The 15911-nt window shown below is 65.8% G+C and carries 13 protein-coding genes; 4 read left to right on the forward strand and 9 right to left on the reverse strand.

What is annotated here, in order from left to right; genetic code table 11:
- Positions 1-10 precede the first annotated feature (10 nt).
- The 5 genes from BMZ21_RS02230 to BMZ21_RS30945 all read right to left on the reverse strand — a co-directional run bounded on the left by BMZ21_RS02230 (position 11) and on the right by BMZ21_RS30945 (position 5785).
- Complete coding sequence (locus tag BMZ21_RS02230) at positions 11-1303, reverse strand: lipoprotein-releasing ABC transporter permease subunit (protein WP_091829345.1); 1293 nt, start codon at positions 1301-1303, stop codon at positions 11-13.
- 16 nt (positions 1304-1319) lie between these two features.
- Positions 1320-2657 (reverse strand): proline--tRNA ligase, encoded by a 1338-nt coding sequence (gene proS / locus BMZ21_RS02235; protein ID WP_091829347.1) that lies wholly within the window; start codon positions 2655-2657, stop codon positions 1320-1322.
- Positions 2658-2796: 139 nt separating this feature from the next.
- Entirely contained in the window at positions 2797-3297 is a 501-nt protein-coding gene (gene coaD, locus BMZ21_RS02240; RefSeq protein WP_091829349.1) for a pantetheine-phosphate adenylyltransferase, read from the reverse strand.
- Between the two features lie 125 nt (positions 3298-3422).
- Positions 3423-5561 carry a methyl-accepting chemotaxis protein gene (locus tag BMZ21_RS02245; protein WP_091829352.1) on the reverse strand — a complete coding sequence of 713 codons (2139 nt, stop codon included), beginning with the start codon at positions 5559-5561 and terminating at the stop codon, positions 3423-3425.
- A 92-nt stretch (positions 5562-5653) separates the two neighbouring features.
- On the reverse strand, positions 5654-5785 hold the full coding sequence (locus BMZ21_RS30945; RefSeq protein WP_280141462.1) for a hypothetical protein: 132 nt from the start codon (positions 5783-5785) through the stop codon (positions 5654-5656).
- A gap of 189 nt (positions 5786-5974) precedes the next feature.
- On the opposite strand from BMZ21_RS30945, the gene abc-f reads away from it, so the two are divergent.
- A complete protein-coding gene (abc-f, locus tag BMZ21_RS02250; RefSeq protein WP_091829354.1) occupies positions 5975-7840 on the forward strand; it encodes a ribosomal protection-like ABC-F family protein in 1866 nt (621 codons plus the stop codon).
- Between the two features lie 7 nt (positions 7841-7847).
- Here abc-f and BMZ21_RS02255 read toward each other — a convergent pair whose 3' ends face one another.
- The 4 genes from BMZ21_RS02255 to BMZ21_RS02270 all read right to left on the reverse strand — a co-directional run bounded on the left by BMZ21_RS02255 (position 7848) and on the right by BMZ21_RS02270 (position 10848).
- Entirely contained in the window at positions 7848-8303 is a 456-nt protein-coding gene (locus BMZ21_RS02255) for a YegJ family protein (protein ID WP_167561493.1), read from the reverse strand.
- Between the two features lie 143 nt (positions 8304-8446).
- Positions 8447-8857: a hypothetical protein gene (locus tag BMZ21_RS02260; RefSeq protein WP_244543658.1), complete on the reverse strand. Its 411-nt coding sequence runs from the start codon at positions 8855-8857 to the stop codon at positions 8447-8449.
- On the reverse strand, positions 8854-9306 hold the full coding sequence (locus BMZ21_RS02265; RefSeq protein WP_091829358.1) for a DNA polymerase III subunit chi: 453 nt from the start codon (positions 9304-9306) through the stop codon (positions 8854-8856). The genes BMZ21_RS02260 and BMZ21_RS02265 overlap by 4 nt, the downstream gene beginning before the upstream one ends.
- Positions 9307-9354: 48 nt before the next feature.
- The gene (locus BMZ21_RS02270) at positions 9355-10848 is read right to left on the reverse strand and encodes a leucyl aminopeptidase (RefSeq protein ID WP_091829361.1); all 1494 of its coding nucleotides are present in this window, start codon (positions 10846-10848) and stop codon (positions 9355-9357) included.
- A gap of 178 nt (positions 10849-11026) precedes the next feature.
- Here BMZ21_RS02270 and lptF point away from each other — a divergent pair, with 178 nt between their 5' ends.
- The 3 genes from lptF to BMZ21_RS02285 are packed head-to-tail and all read left to right on the forward strand — an operon-like array spanning position 11027 to position 15909.
- Positions 11027-12217: an LPS export ABC transporter permease LptF gene (gene lptF, locus BMZ21_RS02275; RefSeq protein WP_091829363.1), complete on the forward strand. Its 1191-nt coding sequence runs from the start codon at positions 11027-11029 to the stop codon at positions 12215-12217.
- A complete protein-coding gene (gene lptG, locus BMZ21_RS02280; protein WP_091829365.1) occupies positions 12217-13302 on the forward strand; it encodes an LPS export ABC transporter permease LptG in 1086 nt (361 codons plus the stop codon). The genes lptF and lptG overlap by 1 nt, the downstream gene beginning before the upstream one ends.
- Before the next feature lie 36 nt (positions 13303-13338).
- A complete protein-coding gene (locus BMZ21_RS02285; RefSeq protein ID WP_091829367.1) occupies positions 13339-15909 on the forward strand; it encodes an LPS-assembly protein LptD in 2571 nt (856 codons plus the stop codon).
- The last annotated feature ends 2 nt before the right edge of the window (positions 15910-15911 follow it).

Here is a 15911-nt window from a genome sequence, read left to right on the forward strand (position 1 = left end):
TGTCGCGTCCTCAACCCATCCGCAGGGCTTTGACGGGGTCGAGCCGCGCTGCCTTCCAGGCCGGATAGAGCGTCGCCAGCAGCGACAGGACGAGCGTCATCACCACGACGGTGGCAACCTCGCGCCAGTCGATCACCGAGGGAATATCGCTCAGGAAGCGCACGGTCGGATCCCAGGGATTGATACCCAACAGCTTGCTCAAGCCCTTGTTGATGGTCTGGATGTTCCTGGCGAAGAGGATGCCGAGGACGAAGCCGGCGAACGTCCCGACCACGCCGATCGCCGCGCCCGTGATCAGGAAGACCCGCAGCACCGTGCCGCGCGAGGCACCCATGGTGCGCATGATCGCGATGTCCTCTGTCTTGTCCTTCACCAGCATGATCAGGCCGGAGACGATGTTCAGCGTCGCGACCAGCACGATCAGGGTCAGGATGATGAACATGACATTGCGCTCGACCTCGAGCGCGTTGAAGAAGGTGCGATTGCGCTGGCGCCAGTCGGACAGCACGAGCGGCCGCGGCGGGTCGGCCTCGATCCTGTCGCGCACTGCCTGCGTCTGGTCGGGATTGTCGATGAAGATCTCGATGACGTTCACGTCGCCATCGCGGTTGAAATAGGCCTGGCTCTCGCCGAGCGGCATGAAGACGAAGGAGGCGTCGAATTCCGACATGCCGATCTCGAAGATCGCCGTGACCGGATAGGCCTTGATCCGCGGCGCCGTGCCGAACGGCGTCGAAGCGCCACGCGGCGTGACGATGGTGATGGTGTCGCCGACCTGCAGGCCGAGCGAGCCCGCGAGCCGCCGGCCGATCGCGACGCCGTTGGCCGTGGCGAAGCCGTCGAGCGTGCCCTGGCGGACATTGCCGGCGATGAAGGGGATCGACTTGATGTCGCTTTCCGAGATGCCGCGCACCAGGACGCCGCCATTGCCGACCTGCGACGAGGCCAGCGCCTGTCCCTCGACCAGCGGGATGGCGAGCTTGATGCCCTGCACCTGGCGCAGCTTGGCCGCGACCTGCTCGTAATCGTCGAGCGGCCGGTCGATCGGCGTCGCGAAGATGTGGCCGTTGACGCCGACGATCTTCTCCAGCAGCTCCTTGCGGAAGCCGTTCATCACCGACATCACGATGATCAGCGTCGCGACGCCGAGCAGGATGCCAAGGAAGGAGAAGCCGGCGATGACCGAGACGAAGCCCTCGCGCCGGCGTGTGCGCAGATAGCGGCCGGCAAGCAGCCATTCGAAGCCGGCGAAGGCTTTCGTGCCGGTCGGCACGCTCTCCCGAGCCTCGGAGCCGGCGCTCATGACCGCTCTCCTCCGCTCACGCGTTCGTGCCCTTGCCCGGGAAGCGCGCCAGCGCCGCCTCGAGCGAGACCAATTCGCGCTCGCCGCCGGCGCGGCGCTTGAGCTCGACCTTGCCCTCGGCCAGACCTTTAGGGCCGACGATGATCTGCCAGGGTATGCCGATCAGGTCGGCGGTGGCGAACTTGCCGCCCGGGCGCTCGTCGCGGTCGTCATAGACCATGTCGTACCCCTTCGCGGCGAGCCCCTTGTAGAGCTGCTCGCTGGCGGCATCGGTGGCGGCGTCGCCGACCTTGAGGTTGAGCACGGCGATGTCGAAGGGCGCGATCTCGTCGGGCCAGACGATACCGCCCTCGTCATGACCGGCCTCGATCAGCGCGGCGACGAGACGGCTGGGGCCAATGCCGTAGGAGCCGCCATGCAGCAGCACCTGCTGGCCGTCCGGACCGGTGACGCTGGCGCCCATCGGCTCGGAGTACTTGGTGCCGAAATAGAAGATATGGCCGACCTCGATGCCACGGGCGGAGACGCGTTTGTCCTCGGGAATCGCCTCGAAGGCGGCCTTGTCGTGCATCTCCTCGGTGGCGGCGTAGAGGCTCGTCCACTTGTCGAAGATGCCCTGCAGGCCGGGCACGCTGTCGAAATCGGTGTCTGCGGCCGGCGTGTCGAAGGTCAGGTAGTCGCTGTGGCAGAAGACCTCGCTCTCGCCGGTCGATGCGAGCACGATGAATTCGTGGCTGAGGTCGCCGCCGATCGGGCCGGTGTCGGCCCGCATCGGGATCGCCTTCAGGCCGAGCCGGGTGAAGGTGCGCAGATAGGCGGTGAACATGCGGTTGTAGGCGTGCCGCGCCGCTTCCTTGTCGAGATCGAAGGAATAGGCGTCCTTCATCAGGAACTCGCGGCCGCGCATCACGCCGAAGCGCGGGCGGACCTCGTCCCGGAACTTCCACTGGATGTGATAGAGGTTGAGCGGCAGATCCTTGTAGGACTTGACGTAGGAGCGGACGATCTCGGTGACCATTTCCTCATTGGTCGGGCCGTAGAGCATGTCGCGGTCATGCCGGTCCTTGATCCGCAGCATCTCCTTGCCATAGGCGTCGTAGCGCCCGCTTTCGCGCCAGAGATCGGCCGACTGGATGGTCGGCATCAGGATCTCGATGGCGCCAGCGCGATTCTGCTCCTCGCGCACCACCGCACTGATCTTGTCGAGTACGCGCAGGCCGAGCGGCAGCCACGAATAGATCCCGGCGGACTGCTGGCGGATCATGCCGGCGCGCAGCATCAGCCGGTGCGAGACGATCTCCGCCTCCTTGGGCGTATCGCGCAGGATCGGCAGGAAGTAGCGGGACAGGCGCATGGAACACTCGTCGAAGGGGCGATGCACCGAGCGCGCACCGATTCAGATCAGTCCAGAGACACCATCGGCGTTTGCAAATTGCAAACGCTAATGCACGTCGCCGCGAGGCAAATGCACATCGATGGCGTTCGCGAAGGCGTTAGCGCCTGGCGAACTTCGTCTTCAACCTGTCGCTGACAACAGGCGGAACGAAGGCGGAGACGTCGCCGCCCATCGCGGCGATCTGGCGCACCAGAGTGGCGGTGATGTGGCGCGCCTGCGGCGTCGAGGGCAGCAGCACGGTCTGCAACTCGGGCGCCATGGTGTGGTTCATGCCGGCGAGCTGCATTTCCATGTCGAGATCGGTGCCGTCACGCAGGCCACGCACCAGGATGGTGGCGCCGGCGCGCTTGGCCGCATCGATGGTCAGGTCGGCGAAAGTCGTGACCTCGAGCTCAGTCTTGAACTCGGCGGCGACCGGGCCGGCGATGGCGCGCAGCAGCTCGGCGCGTTCCTCGGCGGTGAAGATCGGAGTCTTGCCCGGGTGGACGCCGATGGCGAGGACCAGCTTGTCGACCAGCCGGCAGGCGGCCTCGATCATGTCGAGATGGCCGTTGGTGACGGGGTCGAACGACCCGGCGTAGAAGGCGGTGTGGCTCATGCCCTGAGCGTTAGCCAACGCAGGCTTCCGCGACAAGCCATAGAGCCGGATCGGATCAGGCTGTTTCACCCTGGTCCGTGAATTCGTCTCTCACGTTGAAGTTTAGAGCCCGATAGAATCCGGCTCTATGCGACGCGCAGCTCGCCGATGACATGGTCGACACGCGCATTCAGCGCCTGGGCCAGCCCGGTCAATTCGCTCGCCGCCTTCAGCACCGCATCCGACGCGCCCGTGGTGTTGCGCGAGGCGAGTGCGACCTGACTGGTGGCCTGGCCGATCAGCACGATCTCCTGGGTCGCGGCGAGGACGTCGGCGGCGATGGCGTGGGCCGCCTCATGCTGGCGCTGCATGGTCTGGCTGGTGCGGCGCGTCGCCTCGTTCAGTTCCTGCACCAGTGCACGAATACCGACGATGCCCTCGACCGTCGCGGCGGTCGCCTGGTTCATCGCCTCGATCTGGCGGGCGATATCCTGCGTCGCATTGGCGGTCTGCGTCGCCAGCGACTTCACCTCATTGGCGACGACGGCGAAGCCCTTGCCGGCTTCACCGGCGCGGGCGGCCTCGATCGTGGCGTTGAGCGCGAGCAGGTTGGTCTGGCCGGCGATGGCCGAGATCAGCCCGACCACCTCGGAGACCCGCGCCGCGCCATTGGAGAGACCATCGACGATCCGGCTGACCGAATCCGCGTGCTCGCGCGCCTGGCCGGCGGTCGCATCCGAGGTGCGCACTTCGGCGGCGAGCGCATCGACGGCGCCGAGCAGGTCCTGCGCCGCATGCTCGATCGACTTGACGCTGCGGATGGCATTGCCGGTCGCTGCGTCGGTATCGGCGGCGCCGGCCTGGGTCTCGCGCGCACCTTCCGCGAGCTGATGCGCCGTCGCGTCCAGGGTCTGCGCCGAGACGGAAACGGAGGCCGAGACGGTCCTGACAGATTCTTCGAGTTCGCCTGCCAGCTCCTTCAGCAAGGCGCGGCGGTGCTGTTCGGCATCGGCAAGGCGGATCCCCTGCTCGGCCTCCCGCCGCTGCGCCTCGCCGCGCAAGGTCTCGCGGATCATGTCTATCGACTTGGCGATGCCGCCGATCTCGTCGCGGCGTCCGGCTCCGGGAATGCCTTCCTCGGTCCGGCCCGCGGCAACCCCCGCCAGCCTGTCGGACAGCCGCGTGATCGGGCGGGCCACCGACCAGCCGAGCAGGATCGCAATCCCGAACAGGGGCAGCAGCACCAGCAAACCGGCGGAAACAACGGCGCTACGGATCGTGCCGACCACGGCGAAGGCGTTCGCCTCCGGCTCGGTCAGCCAGAGCAGCCAGCGCTGATCGCCGATGACCACCTCCTGCCCGCTGGCGACAAGCGAGCGGCCATCATGGCTGGTCATGCGGATGAGCGCATGCTCCGGCTGCCCGGCCAATCGACTGCGATCGAGCGTTTCACGCGGTGAGGCGCCATTGCGCCGGGCAGCCGGATTGGAGCGCATGAAGCCGTCGGAGCCGATGACGAAGATCCGCTCGGCCCCGGAACCGGCCGGGTTGAAGGCGAGGACGTCATCGATCAGGCGTGTGTCGACGGCGATGACGATCGTCCCGACCTGTTCGCCCGTCCCGGCTTCGGCATCGTAGAACGGCGCCGCCAGGAAGGCGCGCGGATCGCCGCCGACCGGGTCATAGGGTGCAAAGTCAAGCACAACCTGTTCGCCCGCCGCCTTGCCGCGGGCCAGCTCCACCGATTTTGCCAGGCCGGTGCCGGCGAGATCCTCGTCGCTCAGGAGGCGGCCGAACTCGGGCCCCTTGGTGACGCTGTAAACCACCCTGCCCTTGCGCGAGACCAGATAGATATCGGCGTAATTGAATTGCTTGAGTGCCGCCGAATAGGTCTCGTGGACCGGCACATGCCGCCAGGAATAGCCGTGCTGGTGCTCGCGGCCGGTGCGGGCGACGCGCTCGGTCAGCGAGAGCGAACCGTCACCCTGATAGTAGCCGAGAATGCTGCGGTAATCGTGCGGGCCGAGCTCCAGCCATTTGCCGATCTCGTCGAGCGCCGAGACGGTGAAGGCGCTGCGGGCTTGGACGGCTAGTTCGGCGCGCAATTGCAACCAGCGGCGCTCGATGGCGCGGACATGGCTTTCGGCCAGCGCGTGCATGCGCTCGCGCACGGCGCCCTGCGCCCAGTTCGAGACGGCGAGATAGGCGGACGAGCCTACTGCCAATGCGGCGAGCAGGGCCAGGGCGAGCATGGCGACCGGAAGCCTGATCCTGAGACTGAACACGAATCAGGTCTCCGCCCGACATCGACTGCGCAAGAACAGCCAACACGAGCGCGGTTAACGTTGCTTGAAGCGCTTGACGCGCCGCAACGGCCCTACAACACGCCTGGCAGCGGCGCGAAGGCGGCGAGCGCGGTGGCGCCGCCAAGAACGACGGTGAACAGCGCAATGGCGATGGCTGCCAGCGACACCCGGCGCGGCCGCCGGACGAGAGAGTCGAACTGCATGGATCCTCGATGCGAATCAGTGCGTTACCCAGTCCATGGGTGTCGCGAACGCCTGGCCATGCCGTGGCGGAAAGGTGGAGAAACCATGGCATGCCTCTGCGGCAGCCAGGCCCCTGCACATCGCACTGACAAATTCCTGCCCTCTCGCCGGTTCCAGCGGGGGCGAAAGCGCGCTACACCCCGCCCGCCATGCTGACCCTCAACGACATCACCTATCGCCTCGGCGAGCGCCTGCTGCTCGACCATGCCAGCGCGTTCCTTCCGACGGGCTCGCGCGTCGGCCTTGTCGGCCGTAACGGCACCGGCAAGACGACACTGTTCCGCATCATCACCGGCGACCTTTCGCCGGAAGGCGGCAACGTCGCCCTGCCCAAGGGCATGCGCATCGGCGGGGTGGCGCAGGAGGCCCCGGGCGGGCCCGAAACGCTGATCGAGGTCGTGCTGGCCGCCGATACCGAGCGTGCGGCGCTGATGACGGAGGCGCAGAGCGCGACAGACCCGATGCGGATCGCCGAGATCGAGACGCGGCTCGCCGATATCGGCGCCCATTCCGCTCCCGCGCGGGCCGCGACCGTATTGTACGGGCTCGGTTTCGACGAGGAGGCGCAGCAGCGCCCCTGCTCCGACTTCTCCGGCGGCTGGCGCATGCGCGTCGCCCTCGCAGCCGTGCTGTTCTCCGAGCCCGACCTGCTGCTGCTCGACGAGCCGACCAACTATCTCGATCTCGAAGGCACGCTCTGGCTCTACGACTATCTCGAGCGCTATCCGCATACGGTGCTGGTCGTCAGCCACGATCGCGAATTGCTCGACACCTGCGTCAATCACATCCTGCATCTCGACCAGGGCAAGCTCACCATCTACCGTGGCGGCTATAGCGACTTCGAGAAGCTCAGGGCCGAGAAGCAGGCGCATCTCGCCAAGGCACGCGAGAAGCAGGAGGCCGAGCGCAAGCACCTGCAATCCTTCGTGGACCGCTTCAAGGCCAAAGCATCGAAGGCCAGCCAGGCCCAGTCGCGCGTCAAGCGCCTGGAGAAGATGCAGGAGATCGCGGTCATCCAGGATCGCGACGTCCAGCCGTTCAATTTCCCGGCCCCCGAGCGGCCGCTCTCGCCGCCGATGATCGTGCTCGAGAGCGCCAGCGCCGGCTATGGCGAGCGCAAGGTGCTGCAGCGGCTCAACCTGAGCCTGGCGCCGGACGACCGCATCGCGCTGCTCGGCTCCAACGGCAACGGCAAATCGACCTTCTGCAAGCTGATCGGCGGGCGGCTCGCGCCGCTTTCGGGCGAGATGCGGCGCTCCTCGAAGCTGCAGACGGCCTATTTCGCCCAGCACCAGCTCGACGAGTTGCGGATGGAGGACACGCCGGTCGGCCATATCCGCGAGCTGATGCCGGATGCGCCGGAGGCACGCGTGCGGGCGCGCACCGCGCAGATCGGCTTTCCCGCCAACAAGGCCGACACGCCGGTGAAGAACCTCTCCGGCGGCGAGAAGGCCCGATTGATGCTCGGCATCGCCACCTTCGGCGGCCCTCACCTGCTGATCCTCGACGAGCCGACCAACCATCTCGACATCGACAGCCGCACCGCGCTGGTCAACGCGATCAACGACTATCCCGGCGCCGTCATCCTGGTCAGCCACGATCGCTTCCTGATCGAGGCCTGCGCCGACCGGCTCTGGCTGGTCGGGGACGGCACCGTGAAAAGCTTCGATGGCGACATGGACGATTATCGCGACTTCGTGCTCGGTCGCGACAAGCCGGCCCAGCGCGGCAAGCCCGATGCCGAAGCCGCAGGCAAGGCCGAGGAGCGCAAGGGCGCGGCGGCAAAGCGCCAGGCACAAGGACCGCTCAGGCAGAAGCTCAACCTCGCCGAGGCACGCATCGCCAAGCTGACCGGGCTGATCGAGAAGGTCGACGGCGCGCTCGCTAACGGCGCCTTTGCGCGTGAGCCGGACAAGGCGCTGCAGCTTTCGCGCCAGCGCGGCGAACTGACGGAGGCGCTGGCCGCGGCCGAAGAGGAATGGCTGACGCTGAGCGAGGAGCTGGAGAGCGCCTGACGCCTTCTCAGGGCAGCGGCGCGAGCTTGAGGCCGAGCTCCCTAACCTGCGTCGGGGTGAGCTTCTTGATCGCGACGCGGGTGGTGTAGCTGCCGTACATCTGGCCGCCCGACATATAGTTCCAGTCGCTGACCATCGCGCTGCCGGTCCGGTAGCTGTCGCCCTTGTTCAACTTGTCGAGATGGACGGGATCGTTCGCGATCCTGCCGACGAAGACATCGCCTTCGATCGCCGTCAGGTTCATCCAGATGTGCTCGCGCCCGCGGTCATAGGGAATCGCGACCTTGACGGCATGGCGCTCGCCCTGGCCGCTGCGATAGAGCGCGACGAAATCCGGCAGCGTCTTGCGGGCTTCATCGATCGCCCGGTTCATCTCGCGGTCGGAGGAGCGGAAGTCGATCACCTGCGACGCTGCGGGCAAGGCCATGAGCGCGGCACCCAGAAGCCCAAGGCCACTGAGCACCGCCCGCCTCCGCCGTTGAACCTGCATCTCGACACTCCCGCCTCTGCGTCTTCGGCCGCTCCCGATCGACTGCAAACGCGCCGATCGGCCGAACGGTTGCCTTGGTGGCATCAGAGGCGGATTTCCTGGGCGATGAACGCGCGTCAGCCCTGCTGCTCGGGCTGGCCCGGCTTGACGATCCGGCTCAGGCGGTTGTCGGTGAACATGTAGATCTCACGATTGCCCGGCTCCGAATAGAGAACCTGAACCTCGCGCTGGCCGCGGCCGTTGTCGCCAATCAGGACATCGGTGGGCCGCTTCGCCTTGAGCCTGACGAGCTCGCATTCGGTGATGCCGACCGCGATCTCCTTGGGCAGCGGGCGCGTCGAAGGATCGAGCGAGACGTCGGCGCTGCATTCGCCCTCCGGCGTGAGCAGCGCTTCCTGCGTCGAGACGCGGGCCGAGGCACTGCTGGTACGGGTGCCGCGCTCGTCGGCGACGAAGGAAAACCCGCCCATATCGACGGAACAGCCGGCGAGCGCAGCCGCCAGAGCGAGGGCAACAGGAACTTTCACGCTTTCTTCTCCCAGCGGCCGGTTTCGTCCTGCTGCCAATAAGTGGCGGCGATGCCGAGCGTCCGCAGCTTTTTCCAGTCTTCACGCGCCGAGGCGAGCGCATCGGGATCGTCGCCATCGAACATCAGGATGACGCGCTCGTAAGCATCCAATGCGTCGGGAATGCGGACACCGTCAACGCAGAAGCGCACCTGCGCGCCGTTCGGATTGTCGGAGTTCGTGGTGAGTACGATTGGATTGGCGGCGGCGTCCGGCTCGGCGGCCGTCGCATGCGGGAGGAAGGATTCATCCGCATAGGTCCAGAGCCGGTCGTCGAGTCCGGCCAGACGCTCGCGGCTCGACAATTCGACCACCGCCTTCCAGCCGCGGGAAAGCGAGCGCTCGAGCAGGGTCGGAAGGACCTGTTCGAGCGGGCGCCCCTGCAGATGGTAGAACAGAACCTCGGGCATAATCCTAAGTCGGTTCAATACTTTGGGCGAATCGGTTGATGAGCCGAATCAGCTTTCGTAGTGGTCCGCGACCAGACGGTCGAGCAGGCGCACGCCCCAGCCCGAGCCCCAGGAACGGTTGGTCTCGCTGTTCGGCGAGCCCATGCCGGTGCCGGCAATGTCGAGATGCGCCCAGGGCGTGTCGTTGACATGGCGCTGCAGGAACTGCGCCGCCGTGATCGAGCCGCCATGGCGGCCAGACGAGTTCTTCATGTCGGCAAACCTGGAATCGATCATCTTGTCGTAAGCCGCCGAGAGCGGCATGCGCCAGACGGTCTCGCCGGTCGCCTTGCCGGCAGCGAAGAGCCGCTCCGACAATTCGTCATTATTGGAGAACAGGCCCGCGTTTTCCTGCGCCAGCGCGACCAGGATCGCGCCGGTCAGCGTCGCCAGGTTGACCATGAAGACCGGCTTGAAGCGCTCCTGCGTGTACCAGAGCACGTCGGCGAGGACGAGCCGACCTTCGGCGTCGGTGTTGATGATCTCGATGGTCTGCCCCGACAGAGAGGTGACGATGTCTCCAGGCCGCTGGGCCTTGCCGTCCGGCATGTTCTCGACCAGCCCGATCACGCCGACGGCGTTGACCTTGGCCTTGCGGGCGGCCAGCGCCTGCATCAGCCCGGTGACGCAAGCGGCGCCGGCCATGTCGCCCTTCATGTCCTCCATCCCGCCGGCCGGCTTGATCGAGATGCCGCCGGTGTCGAAGGTCACGCCCTTGCCGACGAAGGCGACCGGCTTGTCGCCCTTGGCGCCGCCGTTCCAGCGCATCACCACGACGCGACTCTCGCGATGCGAGCCCTGGCCGACGCCGAGCAGCGCGCGCATGCCGATCTTCTTCAATTCCTTCTCGTCGAGAATCTCGACCTCGACGCCAAGCTTGTCGAGCTTGGCTGCGCGTTCGGCGAACTCCTCGGGGAAAAGCACGTTCGGCGGCTCGTTCACGAGGTCGCGAGCGAGCTCGACGCCGCCGGCGATCGCCTCGCGCGCCTTCAGCGCCTTTTTGACCGCGGCGGGATCCGGCGCGCGGAGCGTCACAGTCTTCGGCTCGGCCTGGTCCTTGTCGCGGCTCTTGGTCTTGTAGCGGTCGAAGGCGTAGCTTCTGAGCCGAAGTCCGAGCCCGATCTCCGCGATCTCGCCGGCGGACAATTCGCCCTCGGGCAGCGCGGCGATGATGTCGGCGCTGCGGCTATGGCCGAGACGGCCGGCGATGGCGCCGCCGAGCGCGGCGAAATCGAGCTTGTCGCGCTCCGATTCCGACCCGGTACCGACCAGGATCAGACGCTCATAACCTGCATCTTCCGGCGCAAGCAGCGTCAGCCCGGCGAGTGCCTTGCCCTTGAAGCGTTCCGCGGCAGCGGCACGCGCGATCAGGGCATGGGCACCCGAGCCGATCCAATCCTCGGCCACCTTCGGCGGCGCCAGCCTGTCCGAGACGAGGATGACCAGATCCCCCCCGGCAATGGCGTTCAGGGCTTTGACCTCAAGCTTCAGGCGCTGCGACATCGACGGCTCACGGGTTGCGGGAGAAAGACTTGCGGGGACGCCAGCCTGGTAAGGCCAGCAAAGGCCACAAACGATTCCCGTTTGCGCCATGATCGAAGCTATACCATAGGGAGTTCGAGGCGAGCCGTCCAAGGGGAGCGCCTTCTTCAAGGATGCAGGCCCCGGGATCTTCACCCTCGTGCGTTTTGGACTTCTCGATCGCTATATCCTGAAAATCGCCGCCGGCGCGGCGGTGATTCTGCTCGTCGGCCTGACCAGCGTCATCTGGGTGACGCAGGCGTTGCGCGAGGTCGACCTGATCACCGGCAAGGGTCAGACGATCCTGATCTTCTTCACGGTCACGCTGCTGTCGCTGCCGGCGCTGATCGCCGGCATCGCCCCGGTCGCGCTGTTCATGGCGACGCTCTACACGCTCAACAAGCTCAACAGCGATTCCGAGCTGATCGTGATGAATGCGGCCGGCGTCGCGCCACATCGGCTGACGCGCCCCTTCTTCGCGCTGACATTGATCACCGCCGCGCTGGTGGGCTGGATGTCGCTGGTGGTGATGCCCGCCGGCTTCCGGGCGCTGCGCGACCTGATCACGCTGATCCGCGCCGACTTCGTCGCCAACGTGATCAAGGAAGGCCAGTTCGTCTCGCTCGATTCCGGCGTCACCTTCCATTATCGCGAAAAGCAGGGACAGGCCCTGCTGGGAATCTTCATGCAGGACCGGCGCGATCCCAACCAGCCGGCCGTCTACATCGCCGAGCGCGGCCAGTCGGCCGAGGCTGACGGCAACAGCTTCCTGATGCTGGAGAAGGGCACGATCCAGCGCGAGAGCCGCAACCAGAATTCGAGCTCGATCATCTCGTTCGAGCGCTATGCGCTGAATCTGTCGGCGCTGACGGGCGATGCCGACGGAGCCGGCGGCGAGGACGGCGCCAGGGTGATCTACAAGCCGCGCGAACGGACGACCTGGGCGCTGCTCACACAGGACAAGAACGAGCCCTACTACAAGATCCAGGAAGGGCGGTTCCGGGCCGAACTGCACAATCGCCTGTCGGCGCCACTCTACCCGATCGCCTTCATGCTTGTCGCTTTCGCCATCCTCGGCGAGGCCCGCACGACCCGGCAAGGGCGTGCCGCCGCGATCCAGATCGCCATCTTCCTGGTCGGCGCCATCAGGATCGGCGCCTATGCCGCATGGACCGCCAGCGTGCGCTCGCCCATCGCCGCCGCCCTGCTCTACATCCTGCCGCTGGGCACGATCCTGCTGGCGGCCCTGGCGATCGGCTTCGGTTCGCGGACGCGCGTTTTCATCGACAAGCTGACCGAGCCGCTGATCGCGCCCTTCCTCGCCCTTGCAGCCCGTTTCCGGCGCGCCTGATGCTACTGTTCAAGACCTTCGGCCGCTATCTGACGCAGCGCTTCCTGCGCGCGATCCTGAGCGTGTTCGGCACGTTCTTCTTCCTGATCGCGACGCTCGACTTCGTCGAGCTGATGCGCCGCGCAGGCGATTCCCCGACCGCGACGACGCCCAGCATCATCCAGCTCGCGCTCTACCGCGCGCCCTCCGTCGCCGAGCAGATCTTCCCGTTCGCGGTGCTGTTCGGTGGAATGTTCGCCCTGCTCAACCTCAGCCGGAAGCTCGAGCTGGTGGTCGCCCGCTCGGTCGGCATCTCAGCCTGGCAGTTCCTGCAACCGGCGGCGCTGGTCGCCGGCTTGGTCGGACTGGTCTCCGTCGGCATCTACAACCCGATTGCCGCCGAGCTGAAACAGCGCGCCACGGCGCTCGAAGTCTCGCTCTTCGCCAAAACCGGACAGGTCGTCGGCAAGGAGATCTGGATTCGCCAGCGCAGCGTCGACGGCCAGGCGATCATCCGGGCGGCGGCAGCGCTGGATGGAGGCGTCGGGCTCGCCCAGGTCGCCTTCTTTGCCTTCTCGCCCGATGGCGGCTTCAGAGAGCGCATCGAGGCGAAGCAGGCGGTGCTCTATCGCGGCTACTGGGAATTGTCGGAGGCACGCGTCACCTCGGCCACGGAAGAGCCACAGACGTACTCGACATACCTCGTCGCGACGACGCTGGAGCCCGACCAGGTGCGACAAAGTTTCACTCCGCCTGACTCGGTCGGGTTCTGGTCGATGCCGGCCGTGCTCGATCGAACCCAGAAGGCTGGGCTGGATACGACACGCTACGAGTTGCGCTACGAATCGCTCAAGGCGCGGCCACTTCTGCTGATCGCCATGATCCTGGTCGCGGCATCCGTTTCCTTAAGATTTTTCCGGTTTGGTGGTGTGACCAGATTGGTGGTAGGTGGCGTCGCTGCGGGGTTCGTGCTCTATGTTGCGACACAGTTGTCTGAGGAGCTGGGCTCATCGGGGATCGTCAACGCCTCGGTGGCCGCCTGGCTGCCCGCGACCGTGGGCACGCTGCTTGGCGTGCTTGCGCTCCTCCATCAGGAAGATGGCTGAGAATACGGTGGCTATGGTTAATTTTGGATTGAGTTCATGGCTTCCGGCGTAAGACGCATCAGGCGCCTTGCGGCTGCGACCGCGCTGGTGACGACGCTCGCTCCGGTCCTCGGCTGGACAAGCCTTGCCTATGCCCAAGCTCCGACCGGCAAGCCCGGAGAGCGGATGGTCGTCGACGCGCGTGAGCTCGTCTATGACAAGGACAACAACACCGTCTCCGCAGTCGGCGACGTCCAGATTCTTTACCAGGGCCGTACGATCGAGGCCGATCGCGTCGTCTACGACCGCCAGAGCAAGCGCGTGGTGGCGACCGGCAATGCCCGCATCACCGAATCCAACGGCACCGTGATCACCGGTGACCGCTTCAACCTGACCGACGACTTCCGCGACGGCTTCATCGATTCGCTGCGTGTCGTGAACACAGACAAGACCCGCTTCTCGGCGCCGCGCGCCGAACGCACCGACGGTGAGGTCTTCGTCTTCGACAAGGGCATCTACACGGCCTGCGAGCCTTGCGTGGACCAGCCCGAGCGTCCGCCGTTCTGGCAGGTGCGCGCGGCGCGGATCATCCACAAGAAGTCCGAGCAGATGATCTATTACGAGGACGCGCGGATCGAGTTCGCCGGCGTCCCGATTGCCTATATCCCCTATATGTCGGGACCGGATGCGACCGTTAAGCGCAAGACCGGCTTCCTCGCGCCGAAATTCATCAACACCGCGGCACTCGGCTACGGCGTCGGCCTGCCCTATTTCATCAATCTGGCGCCGAACTACGATCTGACGCTGACGCCGACCTACTTGTCGCGCCAGGGCTTTCTCGGCCAGGCCGAGTGGCGGCATCGCTTCGTCAACGGCTCGTACAACATCCGTGCCGCAGGCATCTTCCAGCAGGACAAGGACGCCTACCTGAAAAGCCCGCTCGGTGCTGGCGACGACACGTTCCGCGGCTCGATCGAGACGTCCGGCAAGGTCTTCCTCAACCCGCGCTGGACGTTCAACTGGGACGTCGCCGGCGCGACCGATCGCTACTTCTTCAAGAACTACCGGATCCGCAGCGAGAGTCTCACCACCACGAGCTATCTGCAGGAATCGACCTCGACCGTCGCGCTCAACGGACAGAGCGCCGATGCATGGTTCGACATGCGCGGCTATTATTTCCAGCCTCTGACCTATTACGATTGGCAGAAGCAGCAGCCGATCGTCGCGCCGGTCGTCGATTACAACAAGCGGATCCACAAGCCGTCGATGATCGGCGGCGAGCTGTCGTTCACCGTCAACATAACCAACCTCACCCGAGAGGCGGCGTCGTTCAAGTCGCTGACGCCGGGCAATCAGGACTATCTGGTCAAGAGCGGCGGCGACGCCGCCACCGGCCGGCCGGCCTATAGCCTGTTCGACGGCTGCATTGTCTATGACAAGAGCAAGTGCCTGGTGACGGGCATGGCCGGCACGATCGCGCGCGCCACAGCCGAAGTCGACTGGAGGCGCAACATCGTCGACCCGATCGGGCAGGTCTGGACGCCCTACGCCTCGCTCAGGGCCGACCTGTTCTCGATCAACCCGAACACGACCAAATACGCCAACGCCAACGTCACCACGATCGCGGACGCCTCGGATGAGGTGTTCGGCCGCGCAATGCCGGCGGTCGGCCTGATGTATCGCTTCCCCTTCATCGCCTCGACCTCCTGGGGCACGCATATCCTGGAGCCGGTCGCGCAGGTCGTCGCCCGGCCGAACGAGACCAATAGCCTGCGCGTCGCCAACGAGGATTCGCAGAGCCTGGTCTTCGACGACACCAACCTGTTCGAATGGAACAAGTTCTCGGGCTACGACCGGGTCGAGGGCGGCAGCCGCGCCAATGTCGGCTTGCGCTACAGCGGCACCTTCGGCACCGAGTCATACGCCAACCTGCTGGTCGGGCAGTCCTATCACCTGGGCGGCCGCAACTCCTACACCAGCGGCGACCTCGTCAATGTCGGCCTCAATTCGGGACTGGACACCCGCCGTTCCGACTATGTCGCCAAGGCGCAGTACCAGCCCTTCAAGGGCCTGTTGCTCCAGGCCGGCGGGCGCTTCAACGAGTCGAATTTCGAGGCCCAGCGCATCGATGCCTCGGCTGCGTTCAGCTACAAATTCCTGTCGACCTCGGTCGCATACGGCCGCTACGAGCCGCAGCCGGATCTGGGCATCACCCGCCGCCGCGAAGGCCTGAGCATCACGCAGTCCGTCTCGTTCGCCCAGTACTGGAGCGTGCGCGGCAGCGTCCTGTTCGACCTCGACAAGTACAAATACGACCGCGAGCGCTATCGCGACGCACTGGCGCTCTACCAGTCGAATCCTGGTGCGTACACCAACCCGATTTACCCGAACACCGGGCCGTTCCAGACGGCCTCGACGTCGGTGGGGCTGCGCTATCAGGACGAGTGCACGATCTTCGACATCTCGTACAACCAGTCCTACGCCGATCGCGCGGTCAACGGCGCGCGGACGAACGATACGCGGACCGTCATGTTCCGCCTGGAACTGCGCACGCTCGGCGAGATCAGCTATTCGCAGAACCTCGGCTCGAGCAGCGCGGGCGACGGCGTCTCCTCCAGCAGCCGCTAAGC

This window comes from Allobosea lupini, from assembly GCF_900109525.1.
In the GTDB taxonomy this organism is placed as follows: domain Bacteria; phylum Pseudomonadota; class Alphaproteobacteria; order Rhizobiales; family Beijerinckiaceae; genus Allobosea; species Allobosea lupini.